This window comes from Streptomyces sp. NPDC027189, from assembly GCF_055566975.1.
The window spans coordinates 35,602-53,312 of sequence record NZ_JBVHRI010000015.1; the positions used below are offsets into that span (position 1 = coordinate 35,602).

The 17,711-nt window shown below is 70.5% G+C and carries 13 protein-coding genes; 8 read left to right on the forward strand and 5 right to left on the reverse strand.

What is annotated here, in order from left to right; genetic code table 11:
• Positions 1-52: 52 nt before the first annotated feature.
• The gene (locus ACZ4RZ_RS30650; protein ID WP_467749471.1) at positions 53-1,276 is read right to left on the reverse strand and encodes an FAD-dependent oxidoreductase; all 1,224 of its coding nucleotides are present in this window, start codon (positions 1,274-1,276) and stop codon (positions 53-55) included.
• A gap of 28 nt (positions 1,277-1,304) precedes the next feature.
• Positions 1,305-2,576 carry a carboxylate--amine ligase gene (locus ACZ4RZ_RS30655; protein ID WP_467749472.1) on the reverse strand — a complete coding sequence of 424 codons (1,272 nt, stop codon included), beginning with the start codon at positions 2,574-2,576 and terminating at the stop codon, positions 1,305-1,307.
• A 217-nt stretch (positions 2,577-2,793) separates the two neighbouring features.
• On the opposite strand from ACZ4RZ_RS30655, the gene fahA reads away from it, so the two are divergent.
• The 7 genes from fahA to ACZ4RZ_RS30690 all read left to right on the forward strand — a co-directional run bounded on the left by fahA (position 2,794) and on the right by ACZ4RZ_RS30690 (position 11,354).
• On the forward strand, positions 2,794-4,005 hold the full coding sequence (gene fahA / locus ACZ4RZ_RS30660) for a fumarylacetoacetase (RefSeq protein WP_467749474.1): 1,212 nt from the start codon (positions 2,794-2,796) through the stop codon (positions 4,003-4,005).
• 405 nt (positions 4,006-4,410) lie between these two features.
• Complete coding sequence (locus ACZ4RZ_RS30665; RefSeq protein ID WP_467749475.1) at positions 4,411-5,190, forward strand: GntR family transcriptional regulator; 780 nt, start codon at positions 4,411-4,413, stop codon at positions 5,188-5,190.
• A 66-nt stretch (positions 5,191-5,256) separates the two neighbouring features.
• Positions 5,257-5,484 carry a 4Fe-4S dicluster domain-containing protein gene (locus ACZ4RZ_RS30670; protein WP_467749477.1) on the forward strand — a complete coding sequence of 76 codons (228 nt, stop codon included), beginning with the start codon at positions 5,257-5,259 and terminating at the stop codon, positions 5,482-5,484.
• A gap of 15 nt (positions 5,485-5,499) precedes the next feature.
• The gene (locus ACZ4RZ_RS30675) at positions 5,500-6,906 is read left to right on the forward strand and encodes an ABC transporter substrate-binding protein (RefSeq protein WP_467749479.1); all 1,407 of its coding nucleotides are present in this window, start codon (positions 5,500-5,502) and stop codon (positions 6,904-6,906) included.
• Entirely contained in the window at positions 6,903-7,760 is an 858-nt protein-coding gene (locus tag ACZ4RZ_RS30680; RefSeq protein WP_467749480.1) for an ABC transporter permease, read from the forward strand. The genes ACZ4RZ_RS30675 and ACZ4RZ_RS30680 overlap by 4 nt, the downstream gene beginning before the upstream one ends.
• A complete protein-coding gene (locus ACZ4RZ_RS30685; protein WP_467749481.1) occupies positions 7,744-8,589 on the forward strand; it encodes an ABC transporter ATP-binding protein in 846 nt (281 codons plus the stop codon). The genes ACZ4RZ_RS30680 and ACZ4RZ_RS30685 overlap by 17 nt, the downstream gene beginning before the upstream one ends.
• A 38-nt stretch (positions 8,590-8,627) precedes the next feature.
• Positions 8,628-11,354, forward strand: a complete 2,727-nt coding sequence (locus ACZ4RZ_RS30690; protein ID WP_467749794.1) for a fumarate reductase/succinate dehydrogenase flavoprotein subunit — start codon at positions 8,628-8,630, stop codon at positions 11,352-11,354.
• A gap of 195 nt (positions 11,355-11,549) precedes the next feature.
• Here ACZ4RZ_RS30690 and recQ read toward each other — a convergent pair whose 3' ends face one another.
• Positions 11,550-13,559, reverse strand: a complete 2,010-nt coding sequence (gene recQ / locus ACZ4RZ_RS30695; protein WP_467749483.1) for a DNA helicase RecQ — start codon at positions 13,557-13,559, stop codon at positions 11,550-11,552.
• Between the two features lie 291 nt (positions 13,560-13,850).
• Between recQ and ACZ4RZ_RS30700 the strand changes: the two genes are divergently transcribed.
• Positions 13,851-14,438 (forward strand): hypothetical protein, encoded by a 588-nt coding sequence (locus ACZ4RZ_RS30700; protein WP_467749485.1) that lies wholly within the window; start codon positions 13,851-13,853, stop codon positions 14,436-14,438.
• Positions 14,439-14,492: 54 nt separating this feature from the next.
• Here the strand turns inward: ACZ4RZ_RS30700 and nuoN are convergent, their stop codons facing one another.
• Both nuoN and ACZ4RZ_RS30710 read right to left on the reverse strand, forming a co-directional pair.
• Positions 14,493-16,142: an NADH-quinone oxidoreductase subunit NuoN gene (nuoN, locus tag ACZ4RZ_RS30705; protein ID WP_467749487.1), complete on the reverse strand. Its 1,650-nt coding sequence runs from the start codon at positions 16,140-16,142 to the stop codon at positions 14,493-14,495.
• The gene (locus ACZ4RZ_RS30710) at positions 16,139-17,710 is read right to left on the reverse strand and encodes an NADH-quinone oxidoreductase subunit M (RefSeq protein WP_467749489.1); all 1,572 of its coding nucleotides are present in this window, start codon (positions 17,708-17,710) and stop codon (positions 16,139-16,141) included. Before ACZ4RZ_RS30710 ends, nuoN begins: the two co-directional genes overlap by 4 nt.
• Between the last annotated feature and the right edge of the window lies 1 nt (position 17,711).

Consider the following 17,711-nt stretch of genomic DNA (forward strand, 5'->3'; position numbering starts at 1 on the left):
TGATGCGACGGCCAGGGGGCGCACCCACGCGCAAGGGCGCCCCCTGCCTCGACTACCCGTGCGCAGCCACCAAGTGCTTGGCCAGCCGCGGTGAAGCGAACTCCGTCCCGCACACGAACCGCATCACCGGCCCGTACGAGGCCGCCGCCGGCAACCCCGTGAAGTACAACCCGGGCACGGACGACCGATACCCCCCGCCGAGTTTCGGCGTACCCCGGCTGACCGCGAGCTCGGTGCGGAGCTCGTGTCCGAGGAAGTCCATCGCGGCGATGTCGACGCGATAGCCGGTCGCGGCTATGACGTGGTCGGCGGAAAGCTCCTCGGTCCGGCCGCCGTGGGTCTGGGCGGAGAGGACGGGGTGGCCGTCGCGCGCGTCGACGCGGACGATCCGGGAGACCTCGCGGACGTCGACCTTGCCCTCGAAGCGGTCGCGCAGCCACCAGGCGCCGAGCGGACCGAGCACACGGCGGACCAGGTAGTGCCGGGCTTGCGCGGGCAGGTAACGGTAGGGCTGTGGGTAGTAGCTCAGCGCCCACAGGGACCAGGCGCGGCCGAAGGGCGACTCGGGGCGCAGCTTGGGCTGCTTCCACGGGGGCGCGCCGAAGTCGACCGCGCCCTTGCCACGGGAGACGATGCGCACCTGCGCGCCCGCCTCCGCCGCGAGCGCGGCCGTCTCCAGGGCGGACTGGCCCGCGCCGACGACGATGAGCTCCTTGCCGGAGAACCGGGTCAGGTCGTGGTGCTGGGAGCTGTGGGAGACAGGGCCCGTGGGGGTGGGTCCGTCTGCCGCCGCTCCCGCGAGCTCGGCGGGCAGATGGGCGAGTCCGGACAGACCGGTGGCCACCACGACCGCCCGAGCCGTGAACAACTCCCCTGAATCCAGCTTGAGTTCGAAGCCGTCGGAGCCGCCGGAGCCCTTACGGCCGTCCTTGCGGTCGACCGAGACGACCCGCACCCGCTCCAGCTCGGGCACGAGCTTGTGCTGGAACCACTCCCCGTACGCGATGAACGTCTCGACCGGGATGATGTCCTCGTCCGTGACCAGTCGCGGTATCCCCGCCGCGTCGCAGTAGTCGAGGAGTGTGTGCCCGCGCTGCGGGGCGTCGATGCTGGAGGCGGCGGGGGTCGACTTGAGGAGCATCCCCTCGGGCATGTGATCGCGCCAGCTCACCATGGGCTCGCCGAAGACACGCACCGGAACACCGCGCGCCCGCAAATGGGCGGCGGTGGACAGGCCGAATGGCCCGGCCCCGATGATTGCTACCGGATGAATCACGAAGTCCCCTCCCCAGGACGTACTACGTCTACTTCGCGGTGGAACTGTTGGTGCTGCCTAAGCGGTTGGTCCGCCACAGCTGATACAGATGCTTCGCGCCCGGCCGCACGAAGCGCGCGAGCATCGTGAAGAACGGCCGCAGGTCGTCACCCGCGAGCCACGCAAGTTCCGTACCGCTCGCGCGAACCGGCGCGTGCGGTGTCGTATAGCCGCTGCGCCGATAGGCGAGCAGGGCCGGCAGGTCGATGTTCTCCACGATGTACCGGTGACCGGCGCGCTGTTCCCCCTCTGGAACGGTGCGTCCGGTCAGGTCCAGATGCATGGCACGGACGACGTCGATCCCCGACTCGTTCTCGAAAAGCCGGAATTGCGCGCCCATCCGTGGGTTGAAGTCAAGGAGCTTGTACTGTCCGTCGCGCCGGTCGAAGCGCAGGTCGAGGTCGATGACGCCGCTGAAGCCGATCTGTTTGATGAAACGCGCGGCGAGGTCCGCGAGTTCCGGATTGTCGACGACGTACGCATTCGCCGTCATTCCCGCGTGCGGCGGCCAGGAGCGGACCTTCACGCCCGTGAACATCGCGAGCGGCGTCGAGTCCGCGTCGAAGTACGCGTGCACGATCCAGTCCTCCGCCTCCTCCCTCGGCAGGTACTCCTGAAGGATCACGCCCGGTTGCGCGCCCCAGTCCCGGGCGAGCGTCAGCAGCCCCTCGCGGGTCGCGATCCGCGTCGTCCCGTTCACCGCAGGCCGGCTGCGGCGCACGAACGCCTCGCGGTTCTTGGCGACGAGCGGGAAGCGGGCGCTCTCGGCGAACGCGACGATCTCCTCGTACGACTGGGGAAAGGCCGCCTGCGGGCTGGGGATGCCGTGTTCCACGCACAGTTCGTGCAGACCCTGTTTGCTGGCGAGGCGGCGCGGCAGCTTGGCGTCCACACGCGGAAAGAGAAAGCGGTCCCCCAACTCGTCCTGATGCTCGGCGATCAGCACGGCGGCCTCTTCGTCCGTCGGGACGAGTACCGTCGGCCGCCCGATCCGCCGCCCGATCCGCAGCAGCCCCTCGACGAGCCGCTCCGGCTCCTCCGTCCCGGTCGTCGGCCAGACGAAGGCACGCCGCAGATAGCGCGAGGCCGCAGCGGGCGTGTAACGGTCCTCGGTGATCGCATACATCGGTATGCCGAGCCGGCCCAGACTGCGGATGGCGCCCACCCCGCCGTGGTGCAGCGGGTAGTCGCCGAACTTCACGATGAGGCCCGGAACCTCCCGGTCGGCGTCGACCGGCACACTGCTGGAGCTCCTGGCCACGGGTCCCCCCACGCGTCCCCCTACGGACCGGATCCACCCCGTCCGTGTCCCCAAAGGACGCTAAGCCGGAATTGCCGCGTCCGACAAGGCCAATTCGGACATTGCAAACTCTTTAGGCCCTGCCACGGCACGGTCACTCCCCCGTAACGTGTGCCCCGACCACTTGGAACACATGAATCACATGGCGAGTACGAGTCCGAAAGTGAGGCAGCACCCGATGCCCCCCTTCGATGTCCCCGAGGGCGATCCCTTCGGCCCGCACAACCTTCCGTACGGCGTCTTCAGCCGGGTGGGCTCGTCCGAGCCGACCGTCGGCGTCCGGCTCGGCGATCACGTACTCGACGCGGGCGCGGCGGCCCGCGCCCTCGGCTCCCCGTACGCCGAGCTGCTGGCGCAGCCGACCCTGAACCCGTTGCTCGCGGCGGGCCGCACGGCCTGGTCCGACGTACGGCGTGCGCTCACGGCCTGGGTGACCGTCCCGGCCCACCGGGAGACCCTCGCGCCCCACCTCCACCCCCTCTCCGAGGTGACCCTGCACCTCCCCTTCGACGTAGCGGACTACGTCGACTTCTACGCCTCCGAGAACCACGCCCGGAACGTAGGCCAGATCTTCCGCCCCGATGCCGCCGACTCGCTCACCCCCAACTGGAAGCACCTGCCGATCGGTTACCACGGCCGCTCCGGCACGGTGGTGGTGTCCGGCACGGAGGTGGTCCGCCCGTCGGGCCAGCGCAAGCCCCCCTCCGACACCGCCCCCACCTTCGGCCCTTCGCTCCGCCTGGACATCGAGGCGGAGGTCGGCTTCGTGGTCGGCACACCTTCACCCATGGGCACCTCCGTCCCCCTCTCCGCCTTCCGCGACCACGTCTTCGGCCTCTGCCTCCTCAACGACTGGTCGGCTCGCGACATCCAGGCATGGGAGTACGTCCCCCTCGGCCCCTTCCTCGGCAAGTCCTTCGCCACATCGGTGTCGGCGTGGATCACCCCGCTCGACGCACTCGAAGACGCCCGGGTGGCGCCCCCCGCCCGCACGCACCCCCTGCTCCCCTACCTCGACGACTCCTCCGAAGACCCCGGCGGCTACGACCTCCGCATCTCCGTCGCGATCAACGGCCACGTCGTGTCCGAACCCCCCTTCTCCACCATGTACTGGACCGCCGCCCAGCAACTGGCCCACATGACGGTCAACGGCGCCTCCCTGCGCACCGGCGACCTGTACGGCTCCGGCACCGTCAGCGGTTCCGCCGAGACCGAACGCGGCTCCCTCCTCGAACTCACCTGGAACGGCCGCGACACCCTCGCCCTCCCCGACGCCAAGCGCACCTTCCTGGAGGACGGCGACGAGGTGACCCTGACGGCGTGGGCTCCGGGGCCGGGCGGCACGCGTGTGGGCCTCGGCGAGGTGACGGGCCGGATCACGGGCGCCTGAGAGAAGGCGCCGCGAGGCCTTGGGGGCCGACGAGGCGATGGTGATCACGGCCACGCGGGAGTCACCGGGACCACAGCCCCCACGCACCCGCAGTCGCCCACGCACGGAAGGGTCCGTGCCGGTACATCGAATGCCCGTCCCTCACGACAGGCAAGTTCGACTTCACGGAGAACGTCCGCACCGCGACGGGCGGATGTACCGGCACGGACCCGCCCCACCCACACGCGTAAGGCGCACGCGGGCAGACCACCGGTGGCACACCGCAGGCATACCGGTGGCATGCCGGTGGCAGATCTTGCCCGCGGACACACGAAACCCCAGGTCAGCAGGGCGTCCACAGCGACTGGCAGTGGCGCAACACTCCGGCAACACCACAGTCAACCCCCCGTCGGTATGGTCCGTCGCATGCCCACCGACCGCATCCGAGACCACGCCGGCCAGGGCGCGACCACCGTCGCCGCCCACCGGCGGCGGCTGCGCGCGGACCAAGCCCGCCAACTCGCCGACCTGCTGCGCCACCAGATCCTGACCGGCGGCTACCCGGATGGCTCCCTGCCACACGAGACCACCCTCGGCGCCGACTACCGCGCCTCCCGCAACACCGTCCGCCAAGCGCTCGACCTGCTTCGCGCGGAAGGCCTGGTGGAACGCCTCCCCGGCGTCGGCACGGTGGTCGTCGCCCAGAAGTACCCGCACGGACTCGACCGGCTGATGGGACTCGCGGAGACCCTGCGCGAACACGGCCAGGTCACCAACGAAGTCCGCACCGTCGGCCCCGTCGCCGCACCCGCCCCGGTGGCCGACCGCCTCCGCCTCGCCCCCGGTTCCGACGTGCTCTACATCGAACGCCTCCGCCGCCTCGACGGCCTCCCCCTCTCCCTCGATCTCACCTACATCCCGCTCGACCTCGGCACCGCCCTGCTCGGCGCCGACCTGGAGAACACCGACGTCTTCCGTCTCCTGGAAGCCGTCGCGGGGCAGCCCCTCGGGCACGCCGACATCACCCTGGAAGCGGTCAACTCCGACACCCACTCGGCCGCCGTACTGCAGGCGCCGCGCGGCACCGCCGTACTCATGCTGGAACGCCTCACGCACCTCGCCGACGGCCGCCCCGTCGACCTGGAGTTCATCCGCTTCCGCGGCGACCGCATCACGATGAGCGGCCGGCTCCGCCGCGCACGCTGACCCCTTCCCGCCCGACCCCACCCGGCCAGACCCCACCCTTCCCGCAGGACCTCCCTGGAGACAGCCATGCCCTTGGCGCCCCAGCGGGCCGACGTGCCCGTGATCATCGACGAGTCGAAGTGCATCGCCGGCTGCACGCTCTGCGTGGACATGTGCCCGCTGGACTCCCTCGCCATCGACGAGAGCAACGGCAAGGCGTACATGCACGTCGACGAGTGCTGGTACTGCGGCCCGTGCGCGGCCCGCTGCCCCACCGGAGCCGTCACGGTCAACATGCCCTATCTGCTCCGGTGAGAGGCCTGAACTCCCATGATTCACAAGGCAATACACAAGGCAGGGCACGGAGCCGCACACGGGGCCGTACGCGGCGCCACGAGCAAGGCACTCGCCGCCCTCGCCGCGACCGCCCTCGCACTCCCCCTCACCGCCTGCGGCGCCGACACCGGGTCCGGCGGCTCCACGGTGACCGTCACGGTCGGCTACCAGTCCAAGACGATCAATACGGTCACGGCGGGAACCCTCCTCCGTTCGCTCGGCTACTTCGAGAAGGAGTTGAACTCTCTCGGAGACGGCATCACCTACAAGGTGAACTGGCAGGACTACGCGACCGGCGCCCCGATCACCGCCCAGATGACCGCGGGGAAGATCGACATCGGCTCGATGGGCGACTTCCCGCTCCTCATCAACGCGGCCCGCGGCAAGCAGCTCGGCCGCCCCACCCACCTGGTCTCCGTCACCGGCTACAACCTCCACGGCGGCCTCAACACCATCGTCACGACGCCGGGTTCGAAGCTCCGTTCGCTGAATGACCTGCGCGGCAAGAAGGTGTCGACCAGCGTCGGCTCGGCGGCCGACGGCACGCTCGTACGGGCCCTCCAGCGCGCCGGAATCGACCCGGACAAGGGCATCGAGAAACTCAACCAGCAGCCGGCCGTGGGTGCTTCGGCCCTCGCGGCGGGCAGCACGGACGCGCTCTCCCAGTTCGTCGCGTGGCCCGGTCTGCTCGCCTACCAGGGCAAGGCGAAGGCCCTGTACGACGGCGCCGAACTGAATCTGCCGACCTTCCACGGCGTCACGGCCCGCGAGGACTTCGCGAAGCAACGCCCGGCCGTACTGGAAGCGTTCTTGAAGGCGCAGTCGGACGCGACGGCCTACCTCCACGACCATCCGGTGGCCGCGGCGGAGAAGGTCGCGAAGGCGACCGGCCTGCCCGCCGAGGTCGTCTACCTCTACAACGGCGCTCATGGCATCGCCACCTTCGACCCGGCACTGCAACCGAGTCTGATCTCCGCCCTGAAGAAGGACGTGTCCGTCCTGAAGTCGGCGAAGCTCGTCGGCGACGTGGACGTGGACGCCTTCGTCGACGACCAGTACGTGAAACGCGCCCTCGGCCCGACCGCGTACGCCGACCAGCTCGCCGCGACGCCCCCACCGGCCGCGAGCGAGGCCTGGCCCAAGGGCGCCACCAGCACGCGCACCTTCAACTCCGCCGCCTCCCTTCTCCACTACGTGGCCGCGCATCGCACCGCCCTCCGCGCCGTGTACATCCCCGACGCCACCACCGGCACCCTGTGGTTCGCCGACAATGCGGTGTGGGTGGCCGACGGCGACGACCTGCACCCGTTCGTCACGGCGGCGACCGCCCGGGCGTACATCGCCGGTCACCAGGGCGCGCGCACGATCTCGTACGCCACCGCCCTGGAGCGGGCGTCATGACCCGGTATCTGGTCAGGGCCGCGTCGCTCACCACGGCCCTGACCGCCTGGCAGCTGCTGACCAGCCTGAACGTCGACCTCTGGCTGCGCTTCTCGCAGTTCCCGACCGTCGCCGACGTGGCCCGCGCCTTCGGCGACCGGCTGGGCGGCGACGACTACTGGACGGACCTCACCGACAGCCTCACCCGCATCCTCACCGGCTTCCTGCTGGCGGCCGTGCTGGGCGTGGCGACCGGAGTGGCCGTGGCGCGCTCCCGCCTCGCCGAGGACCTGCTCGGCCCGCTGCTGGAGGTCGTCCGCCCGATCCCGGCCATCGCCCTCGTCCCCGTCGCGATCCTGCTCTTCCCCTCCAACGAACAAGGCATCGTCTTCATCACCTGCACCGCCGCCTTCTTCCCTGTCCTGGTCTCCACCCGGCACGCGGTGCGCGCGCTGACCCCCGTGTGGGAGGAGGCGGTGCGCTCGATGGGCGGCGGCCGATGGCGGGTGCTCGGCTCGGTGGTCCTGCCGGGCGCCCTGCCCGGGATCTTCGGCGGCTTGTCGGTCGGCATCGGTGTCTCGTGGATCTGTGTCATCTCCGCCGAGATGATCTCCGGCCAGTACGGCGTCGGCTACCGCACCTGGCAGGACTACACCGTCGTCGACTACCCAGGAGTCTTCGTCGGCATGGTCACGATCGGGGTGCTCGGTTGGCTCACCTCCACGGCCGTCGAACGCGTGGGCCGGTGGCTCACCCGCTGGCTGCCACGCACGGAGTACGTCACCGGCGCGCGCCGGCGCAAGGCTGCCGCCCCGGTCTCCCCCACGCCGGCGCCCGTACGCCCCGAGGGGGTGCGCGATGAGCACCTCGTCTGAGACCGAGACGTCCGTCGCCGACCTGGAGTCGCCCGTCGCCGAGACCGGGACATCCAGCGCCACGCGCGGCACCCGGCTGTCCCTCGTGAACGCCTCGCTCGGGCGCCCCGGCACACCCGTCCTCGAAGACGTCGACCTCGACATCGCCCCCGGCGAGATCGTCACGGTCGTCGGCCCTTCGGGCTGCGGCAAGTCGACCCTCCTGCGCACCCTCGCCGGGCTGCTGCCCGCCCTCACGGGAACGGTCGCCCAGGACGGCCGCCCCTTGGTGGGCCCCGCCGCCGACCGTGCGATCGTCTTCCAGGAGGACGCCCTGCTCCCCTGGCGCACCCTGCGCGCCAATGTCGAACTCCCGCTGGTCATCAAGGGGTTGCCCCGCGCCGAACGCCGCGCCCAGGCCGAATCCTGGCTCGCCCGGGTCGGACTCACCGGCCGCGAACGGCAGTTGCCGCATCGTGTCTCCGGAGGCCAGCGCCAGCGCGTCCAACTCGCCCGCGCCCTTGCCGGAGCACCCCGCGCCGTCCTCATGGACGAACCCTTCGGCGCCCTCGACGCCCAGACCCGCGCCGGCATGCAGGACCTACTGGTCGAGGTGTTGCACGGCACCGGCGCCACGGTCGTCTTCGTGACGCACGACGTGGACGAGGCGCTGTTCCTGGGCGACCGAGTCGCGCTGCTCGGCTCCGGACGTCCGCTCGGTGGCGGCTCCCACAGCACCAGCGGGCTCCGCGCCGTACGCGAAGTCCCGCGCCCCCGTGAGCGATCCGCACTCGACGACCCGGCACGGCTCACCCTGCGCCGCGAGGTCCTCGCATCCCTCAGCACCTGAAAGGCACCCCCGTGGACACCACCCGCGCGGACACCCGCATGGAGATCCCCGCCCTCGCGGACGCCGCGGAACTCACCTGCGACGTCCTCGTCATCGGCGGCGGCACGGCCGGCACGATGGCGGCCCTCACCGCCGCCGAGCATGGGGCCGACGTCCTCCTCCTGGAGAAGGCGCACGTCCGCCACTCCGGCGCCCTCGCCATGGGCATGGACGGCGTCAACAACGCGGTCATCCCCGGTCGCGCCGAACCCGACGACTACGTAGCCGAGATCACCCGCGCCAACGACGGCATCGTCGACCAGTCCACCGTCCGCCAGACCGCGACGCGCGGCTTCGCCATGGTGCAGCGCCTGGAGTCGTACGGCGTGAAGTTCGAGAAGGACGAGCACGGCGAGTACGCGGTCCGCCAGGTGCACCGGTCCGGCTCGTACGTGCTGCCGATGCCCGAGGGCAAGGACGTCAAAAAGGTCCTCTACCGGCAGCTGCGGCGCCGTGAGATGCGTGAGCGGATCCGCATCGAGAACCGCGTGATGCCGGTGCGGGTCCTGACGGCGGGCGGCCGGGCGGTCGGGGCGGCGGGCTTCAACACCCGCACGGGCGGCTTCGTCTCGGTTCGCGCCGGTGCCGTCATCCTCGCCACCGGCGCCTGCGGCCGCCTCGGCCTGCCCGCCTCCGGCTACCTCTACGGAACGTACGAGAACCCCACCAACGCCGGTGACGGCTACGCCATGGCCTACCACGCCGGCGCCGGACTCACCGGCATCGAATGCTTCCAGATCAATCCGCTGATCAAGGACTACAACGGCCCCGCCTGCGCCTACGTCGCCAACCCCTTCGGCGGCTACCAGGTCAACCGGCACGGTGAACGCTTCGTCGACTCCGACTACTGGTCGGGCCAGATGATGGCGGAGTTCGCCGCGGAGGTCTCCTCGGACCGCGGCCCGGTGTACCTCAAGCTGAGCCACCTCCCCGAAGAATCGATCAGCGCCCTCGAATCCATCCTGCACACCACGGAACGCCCCACCCGCGGCACCTTCCACGCCGGCCGCGGCCACGACTACCGCACCCACGACATCGAGATGCACATCTCCGAGATCGGCCTGTGCGGCGGCCACTCCGCTTCCGGCGTTCGGGTCGACCATCACGCCCGTACGACCGTGCCGCGCCTGTACGCCGCCGGGGACCTGGCCTGTGTCCCCCACAACTACATGATCGGCGCCTTCGTCTTCGGCGACCTCGCGGGCGCGGACGCGGCCCAGTACAAGCCCTACGAGGGCGAGTTGCCGCAGGACCAACTCCGCGACGCGCACGAGCTGATCTACCGCCCGCTGCGCAACCCGGAGGGGCCGCCGCAGCCCCAGGTCGAGTACAAACTCCGCCGCTTCGTGAACGACTACGTGGCACCGCCGAAGTCCGGCGCCCGGCTCTCGCTCGCCCTGGAGGCGTTCGAGCGGATGCGCGCGGACATCGCGGAGATGGGTGCCCGTACTCCGCACGAGCTGATGCGGTGTGCCGAGGTCACCTTCATCCGCGACTGCGCGGAGATGGCCGCGCGCGCCTCGCTGGCCCGCACGGAGTCCCGCTGGGGTCTCTACCACAACCGCACGGACCATCCCGCGCGCGACGACGCCTCCTGGTTCCACCACCTCGACCTGCACAAGTCCCCCTCCGGCTCGATGGAGTTCACGGCCCGACCCGTTGCTCCCTATCTCGTCCCCGTCCCCGACTTCACGCCGACCGGCGGCCCCTCCCGACACCTCGGCGAGGTCCACCCGGAGGGGGTGGCCACGGCGGGTGCGCGTGATGCGGCACCGGTGGCCTCGCGGCCTGCGGCCACCGATGTCCCGGAGGCCACCACCAGCAGTCACCCGGACGCGGATGACAACTCCTCCCCCCGCCTGCTCGAACTCCTCGCTCTCTCCGAAGAGCAGCCCGAACTCGCCGCCCTGCGGCCTTACTTGAACGATCCAGCCCCCGCCGTCCGGCGGGCGACCGTTGCCGTACTCACCGAGACCGTGCCGTCCGGTACCGGCCCCGCCCTCGCCGCCGCACTCCGCGACCCGCACGGCGACGTACGGGCCGCCGCCGCGGCCTCGCTGCGCGAGCTGGTCGAGACGCTGCCGCCCGAGCCCTACCTGCGCGACGGCCTCGCCTCCGCCCTCGCCGAGGACGATCCCGTCGTGCGCGCCGCCGCCCTGGACGTCCTGCGGGCGCTGCGCCTCGGTGACGCGGCGCTGTTCGCGGACGCCCTCGCCGATCCCGCCATCGCCGTCCGGATCGAGGCCGTACGCGCCCTCGTCTCGGTCGATGCCGCGGAGCCCGTGGCCCGGGCGGCGGCCGACCCCTCCCGCGAGGTCCGCGTCACCGTTGCCAAAGCGCTGGCCGGCGTGACCCCGGGGAATCCGGTCCAGGACACCCTCGACCGGCTCACCGAGGACTCCGAAGCCCTGGTCCGCGCGGCGGCCTTCGAGGCGCTGGCGGCCACGGGATGCCCGGCGCCGCTGGCCGCTCGCGCCGTCGCCGCCCAGTCCGACCCCGCCTGGCAGGTCCGTGCCGGCGCCGCCACCGCGCTGTCCGGCACGGCTGCCGACGTGGCCGTCCCTGTCCTGGCCAAGGCGCTGGGCGACCCGAACGCCGACGTCCGCAAGGCTGCGGTGCTGGCGCTGGTCCGCCATGGCGATGTCGCGGATGCGCGCGCCGCCCTCGCCACGGCCGTGACGGACCCCGACGCGGACGTCAGGGCGTATGCGTCACGGGCGCTGTGACGCCGTGTCGCGGGCTGCTGCCGCCGCGTCCCCAATCTCTCAGGGCAATACACCTAGGGCGCCCGGCGTGGGTGCTTGGCTCGGGGATGGGCCGCCCGGCGCTTACGGAGTGCCGCTCTCTTTGGGGGCGGGCGCCGCCCCCAGCGGCACGCATGCCCACAGCGGGGGCGGTTGGGTTGCGAACGCGCCCCGCCCCTATATCCAGTCCTCCGGAGCCGGTTCCGCGTCCATCTCGGGCCAGTCCGGATCGGGTGCCTCGTCGGGTGCGGCGTCGGGTGCGGCGTCGGGCGTTCCCCCGGCAGCGCTCAGCGAGACAAGCACCCCCAGCACCCCCTCCCCATACGTCGCCAGCTTCTTCTCTCCCACCCCGCTGATGGTGCCCAGTTCGGCCACCGAGGTGGGCCACACCGTGGCGATCTCCCGGAGTGTGGCGTCGTGGAAGATGACGTACGCGGGGACACCCTGCTCGCGGGCCTGTTCGGCGCGCCAGGAGCGCAGGGCCTCGAAGGCGGGGACGAGCTCGGGAGGCAGCTCGGCCACGGAGCCCTTGGGCTTGCGCTCGCCCCGGCCAGAGCCCGAACCGGACCCCGACCGGGAGGCCACCGGCTTCGGCGGCTCCTTGCGCAACGGCACCTCACGCTCGCGCCGCAGCACCGTCCCACTGGCCTCGGACAGCACCAGCGTCCCGTACTCGCCCTCGACCGCGAGCAGCCCCTGGGCCAGCAACTGCCGTACGACACCCCGCCATTCGGATTCGGCCAGCTCCTCTCCGATACCGAAGACGGACAGCTGGTCGTGGTCGAACTGGATCACTCTGGCAGTCCGGCGGCCCAGCAGGATGTCGACGATCTGGACCGCACCGAACTTCTGACCCCGCTCACGCTGCAACCGCACCACCGTGGACAGCACCTTCTGCGCCGCGACCGTGCCGTCCCAGGTCTCGGGGGGCGTCAGACAGGTGTCGCAGTTGCCGCACGCGGGGGTGTGCGGGTCCTGGCCGAAGTAGGCCAGGAGCTGGGAGCGCCGGCACTGGGCCGTCTCGCACAGCGCGAGCATCGAGTCCAGGTGGGCGGCCGCCCGGCGACGGAACGCCTCGTCGCCCTCCGAGCCCTGGATCAGCTTGCGCTGCTGGACCACGTCCTGAAGGCCGTACGCCATCCATGCCGTGGACGGCAGTCCGTCACGGCCGGCGCGGCCCGTCTCCTGGTAGTAGCCCTCGACGGACTTCGGCAGGTCGAGGTGGGCGACGAACCGCACGTCCGGCTTGTCGATGCCCATGCCGAAGGCGATGGTGGCGACCACGACCAGTCCCTCTTCGCGCAGGAAGCGCGACTGGTGGGCCGCACGGGTGCCCGCGTCCAGCCCCGCGTGGTAGGGCACCGCCTCGATGCCGTTGCGGGACAGGAACTCGGCGGTCTTCTCGACCGAGTTGCGTGAGAGGCAGTACACGATGCCCGCGTCGCCCGCGTGCTCCTCGCGCAGGAAGGACAGCAGCTGCTTCTTGGGGTCGGCCTTCGGGACTATCCGGTACTGGATGTTGGGGCGGTCGAAGCTCGCTTCGAAGTGCCGGGCCTTCGGCATGCCGAGGCGCTGGGTGATCTCCTTGTGCGTCGCACGGGTGGCCGTGGCCGTCAGCGCGATCCGCGGAACGTCGGGCCAGCGCTCGCCCAGCAGCGACAGCGCCAGATAGTCGGGGCGGAAGTCGTGGCCCCACTGGGCCACGCAGTGCGCCTCGTCGATGGCGAAGACGGAGATCTTCGCGCGCGCCAGCAGGTCCAGTGTCGTGTCCAGACGGAGCCGCTCCGGGGCCAGGTAGAGCAGGTCCAGCTCCCCCGACAGGAACTCCGCCTCCACCACCCGCCGCTCGTCGAAGTCCTGCGTGGAGTTCATGAACCCGGCGCGCACGCCCAGCGCGCGCAGCGCGTCCACCTGGTCCTGCATGAGCGCGATGAGAGGGGAGACCACGACGCCCGTACCGGGTCTGACCAGCGCGGGAATCTGGTAGCAGAGCGACTTGCCGCCACCCGTCGGCATCAGGACGACGGCGTCACCGCCCGCCACCACATGCCCGATGATCGCTTCCTGCTCGCCGCGGAAGGCGTCGTACCCGAAGACCCGGTGGAGCGTGGCCAGTGCCTCGCTGTCGCCCAGTGTCTCCGTCGTGTCCGCTCCGGTCATCGCACCTGCCCCGCCCATCCCGCTCATCGCCCGTCGTCCCCCGTATGTCGTGCTTCGCCCACGACAGCCACCATAGGGCCCCGCACCGACAGCCTCAGAGTTATCCACAGGCTGCGACCGGACGGCTTCGGTACGCACCGGCGCCCGGCTCCCCGCGCTGCTCTGGACGGCGTGCCCCGTCGGCGTTCAGCCCGTTGGTCCCTTCCGCATGGCGGCCCCTCGCGACGACGGGACATGCTGCTCGGGCGGGAGGAGGGGGCCCGCGCCCGACGGGCCGGCGTCGGCCCGTACGCCTCTCGCGCCTCTAGGAGTCACCGCATGCCCCAGCGTCCCCTCAGGACCGTCTTCACCCTCGCGACAGCCGCTGTCGCGTCGCTCTCCCTGGCCCCCGTCCCCGCTCATGCCACCGCGGACGACCCCGGCGACCCGACGGTCCGGGCGCAGCTGGCCGAGTCGTACGCCGCGACGGCGAAGTACCTCTACGAACCGAACGCCGTGGCCGACGGATATGTCCCCGACCGGTGCTCCAACGACCCCATGGGCCACGGCAGCATGGGTTACCACTACTTCAAGGAGTCCCTCTACGGCTCGACCGACCCGGCGAAGCCCGCGGCGCTCCTCTATGAGGACGGGGAGGACGGGACGCGCAGGCTCGCCGGAGTGGAGTGGATCGTTCCGGACGCCGACCAGAACCTGAGGACGCACGACGACAGACCTTCGATGTTCGGCGGCGAGAAGTTCGACGGACCGATGCCCGGCCACACCCCCACCATGCCGATCCACTACGACCTGCACGTATGGCTGTACAAAGACAACCCCAACGGTCTGTTCGACCGGTGGAATTCCACGGTGAAGTGCTCAGCCGACACAGCCCCCTCGACGCACTCCGCCCACCCGGCCCACTGAACATGACTCGGGCCCCGCTCCCGAGGAGGGAGCGAGGCCCGGCACCCGCGCGGTTCAGCGGACGAAGACCCCCGCCTGGCCTGCCAGGTCGAGGAAGTACTGGGGCGCCACACCCAGCACCAGCGTGACCGCCACGCCCACCGCGATCGCCGTCATGGTCAGCGGCGACGGCACGGCGACCGTCGGCCCCTCCGGCCGCGGCTCGCTGAAGAACATCAGCACGATCACACGGATGTAGAAGAACGCCGCGATCGCCGACGAGATCACACCGACCACGACCAGCGGGCCCGCGCCGCCCTCCGCCGCCGCCTTGAACACGGCGAACTTTCCGGCGAAGCCGGAGGTCAGCGGGATGCCCGCGAAGGCCAGCAGGAAGACCGCGAATACGGCCGCCACCAGCGGGGACCTGCGTCCGAGCCCCGCCCACTTGGACAGGTGCGTGGCCTCGCCGCCCGCGTCCCGGACGAGCGTCACGACGGCGAAGGCGCCGATCGTGACGAACGAGTACGCGCCCAGGTAGAAGAGCACGGACGAGACGCCGTCGGGCGAGGTCGCGATGACACCCGCGAGGATGAAGCCCGCGTGCGCGATCGACGAGTACGCCAGCAGCCGCTTGATGTCGGTCTGGGTGATCGCGACGATCGCGCCGCCCAGCATGGTGACGATCGCGACGGCCCACATGACCGGCCGCCAGTCCCAGCGCAGGCCCGGCAGGACGACGTACAGCAGCCGCAGCAGCGCGCCGAAGGCGGCCACCTTCGTCGCCGCCGCCATGAAGCCGGTGACCGGTGTCGGCGCGCCCTGGTAGACGTCCGGCGTCCACATGTGGAACGGCACCGCGCCGACCTTGAACAGCAGGCCCATGACGACCATGGCCGCGCCGATCAGCAGCAGGGCGTCGTTGCCCATGGTGCCGGCCATCACCGGGTCGACATTCGTGATCGTGCCGTCGACGACCTGCGCGATCGTCGCGTACGACACCGAGCCCGCGTAGCCGTACAGCAGGGCGATACCGAAGAGCGTGAACGCGGAGGCGAAGGCGCCGAGCAGGAAGTACTTGACCGCGGCCTCCTGCGACATGAGCCGCTTGCGGCGGGCCACGGCGCACAGCAAGTACAAGGGCAGCGAGAAGACTTCCAGGGCGATGAACAGCGTCAGCAGGTCGTTGGCCGATGGGAAGACCAGCATGCCGCCGATCGCGAAAAGCAGGAGCGGGAACACCTCGGTGGTGGTGAACCCGGCCTTCACGGCGGCCTTCTCGCTGTCGCTGCCGGGCACGGAGGCGGCCTGCGCGGCGAACGAGTCGACGCGGTTGCCGTGCGCCTCCGGGTCGAGCCGTCGCTCGGCGAAGGTGAATACGCCGAGGATGCCCGCGAGCAGGATCGTGCCCTGCAGGAACAGGGACGGTCCGTCCACCGCGATCGCGCCCATCGCCGCGATGTGCGCCTTCGTGGTGCCGTATCCGCCAGCCGCGAGGGCGACGACCGCGGCGAACGCGGCGGCGAGTGCGACGACGGAGACGAACACCTGGGCGTAGTAGCGCGACTTGCGCGGCACGAACGCCTCGATCAACACCCCGACGATCGCCGCGCCGATGACGATCAAGGTGGGCGACAATTGCCCGTATTCGATCTTCGGCGCGTCGATCTTGGAAATCGGATCGGCCGCTGTTGTCCACAGGCTGTGGACGGCTGCTGCGCTCACTTGGCCGCCTCCACCTCGGGCTTGGGGTCCTTCTGCTGGACGTCGGACATGGTCTGCTTGACCGCCGGGTTGACGATGTCGGTGACCGGCTTCGGGTAGACACCCAGGAAGATCAGCAGTGCGATCAGCGGGGCGACCACCAGGAGCTCACGCACCCTGAGATCGGGCATCTTGGCGACCTCCGCCTTCACCGGGCCCGTCATCGTCCGCTGGTAGAGGACGAGTGTGTAGAGCGCGGCGAGGACGATGCCGAAGGTGGCGATGATGCCGACGGCCGGGTAGCGCGTGAACGTGCCGACCAGGACCAGGAATTCACTCACGAAGGGCGCGAGCCCGGGGAGCGAGAGGGTCGCCAGGCCGCCGATCAGGAAGGTGCCCGCGAGCACCGGGGCGACTTTCTGCACCCCTCCGTAGTCGGCGATCAGACGCGAACCGCGCCGCGAGATCAGGAAGCCCGCCACCAGCATCAGGGCGGCGGTCGAGATCCCGTGGTTGACCATATAGAGCGTCGCGCCCGACTGGCCCTGGCTGGTCATCGCGAAGATGCCCAGGATGATGAAGCCGAAGTGGGAGATCGACGCGTACGCGACCAGCCGCTTGATGTCCCGCTGGCCGACCGCGAGCAGCGCCCCGTAGATGATGCTGATGAGCGCCAGTACGAGGATGACGGGCGTCGCCCACTTCGACGCCTCCGGGAACAGCTGGAGGCAGAAGCGGAGCATCGCGAAGGTGCCGACCTTGTCGACAACTGCCGTGATCAGTACGGCTACCGGGGCGGTGGCCTCACCCATGGCGTTGGGCAGCCAGGTGTGCAGTGGCCACAGCGGCGCCTTCACCGCGAACGCGAAGAAGAAGCCGAGGAAGAGCCACCGCTCCGTGCTGGTCGCCATGTGCAGCGAACCGTTGGCGCGGGCCTCCACGATCTCCTGGAGTGAGAAGTTTCCGGCCACTACGTAGAGACCGATCACGGCGGCCAGCATGATCAGACCGCCGACCAGGTTGTAGAGCAGGAACTTCACGGCGGCGTACGTGCGTTGCGTCGCCGCCGCCTCGTCGCCGTGCTCGTGGGCACGGTCTCCGAAGCCGCCGATGAGGAAGTACATCGGGATGAGCATGGCTTCGAAGAAGATGTAGAAGAGGAAGACGTCGGTTGCCTCGAAGGAGATGATCACCATCGCCTCGACGGCCAGGATCAGGGCGAAGAAGCCTTGGGTCGGCCGCCAGCGCCTGCTTCCGGTCTCGTGCGGGTCTGCGTCGTGCCAGCCCGCGAGGATCACGAACGGGATCAGCAGTGCCGTGAGCGCGATGAGCGCCACCGCGATGCCGTCCACCCCCAGCTCGTACCGCACCCCGAAGTCCTTGATCCAGGCATGGGATTCGGTGAGCTGGTAGCGGTCGCCGTCGGGATCGAAACGCACCAGGGTGACGGCGGCGAGCACCAGGGTGCCGAGCGAGACGAGGAGCGCCAGCCACTTGGCGGCGACGCGCTGCGCGGCCGGCACGGCGGCCGTGGCGATCGCCCCGAGGGCCGGGAGCGCCGCCGTCGCTGTCAGCAGAGGAAAGGACATC

Excerpts from the sequence above, each read along its gene's own strand:
- ACZ4RZ_RS30700 (WP_467749485.1), top strand. The coding sequence starts at position 13,851 with ATGCCCCAGCGTCCCCTCAGGACCGTCTTCACCCTCGCGACAGCCGCT.
- recQ (WP_467749483.1), bottom strand. The coding sequence starts at position 13,559 with ATGAGCGGGATGGGCGGGGCAGGTGCGATGACCGGAGCGGACACGACG.
- ACZ4RZ_RS30680 (WP_467749480.1), top strand. The coding sequence starts at position 6,903 with ATGACCCGGTATCTGGTCAGGGCCGCGTCGCTCACCACGGCCCTGACC.
- ACZ4RZ_RS30675 (WP_467749479.1), top strand. The coding sequence starts at position 5,500 with ATGATTCACAAGGCAATACACAAGGCAGGGCACGGAGCCGCACACGGG.
- ACZ4RZ_RS30690 (WP_467749794.1), top strand. The coding sequence starts at position 8,628 with ATGGAGATCCCCGCCCTCGCGGACGCCGCGGAACTCACCTGCGACGTC.
- ACZ4RZ_RS30710 (WP_467749489.1), bottom strand. The coding sequence starts at position 17,710 with ATGTCCTTTCCTCTGCTGACAGCGACGGCGGCGCTCCCGGCCCTCGGG.
- fahA (WP_467749474.1), top strand. The coding sequence starts at position 2,794 with ATGCCCCCCTTCGATGTCCCCGAGGGCGATCCCTTCGGCCCGCACAAC.
- ACZ4RZ_RS30665 (WP_467749475.1), top strand. The coding sequence starts at position 4,411 with ATGCCCACCGACCGCATCCGAGACCACGCCGGCCAGGGCGCGACCACC.
- ACZ4RZ_RS30670 (WP_467749477.1), top strand. The coding sequence starts at position 5,257 with ATGCCCTTGGCGCCCCAGCGGGCCGACGTGCCCGTGATCATCGACGAG.
- ACZ4RZ_RS30685 (WP_467749481.1), top strand. The coding sequence starts at position 7,744 with ATGAGCACCTCGTCTGAGACCGAGACGTCCGTCGCCGACCTGGAGTCG.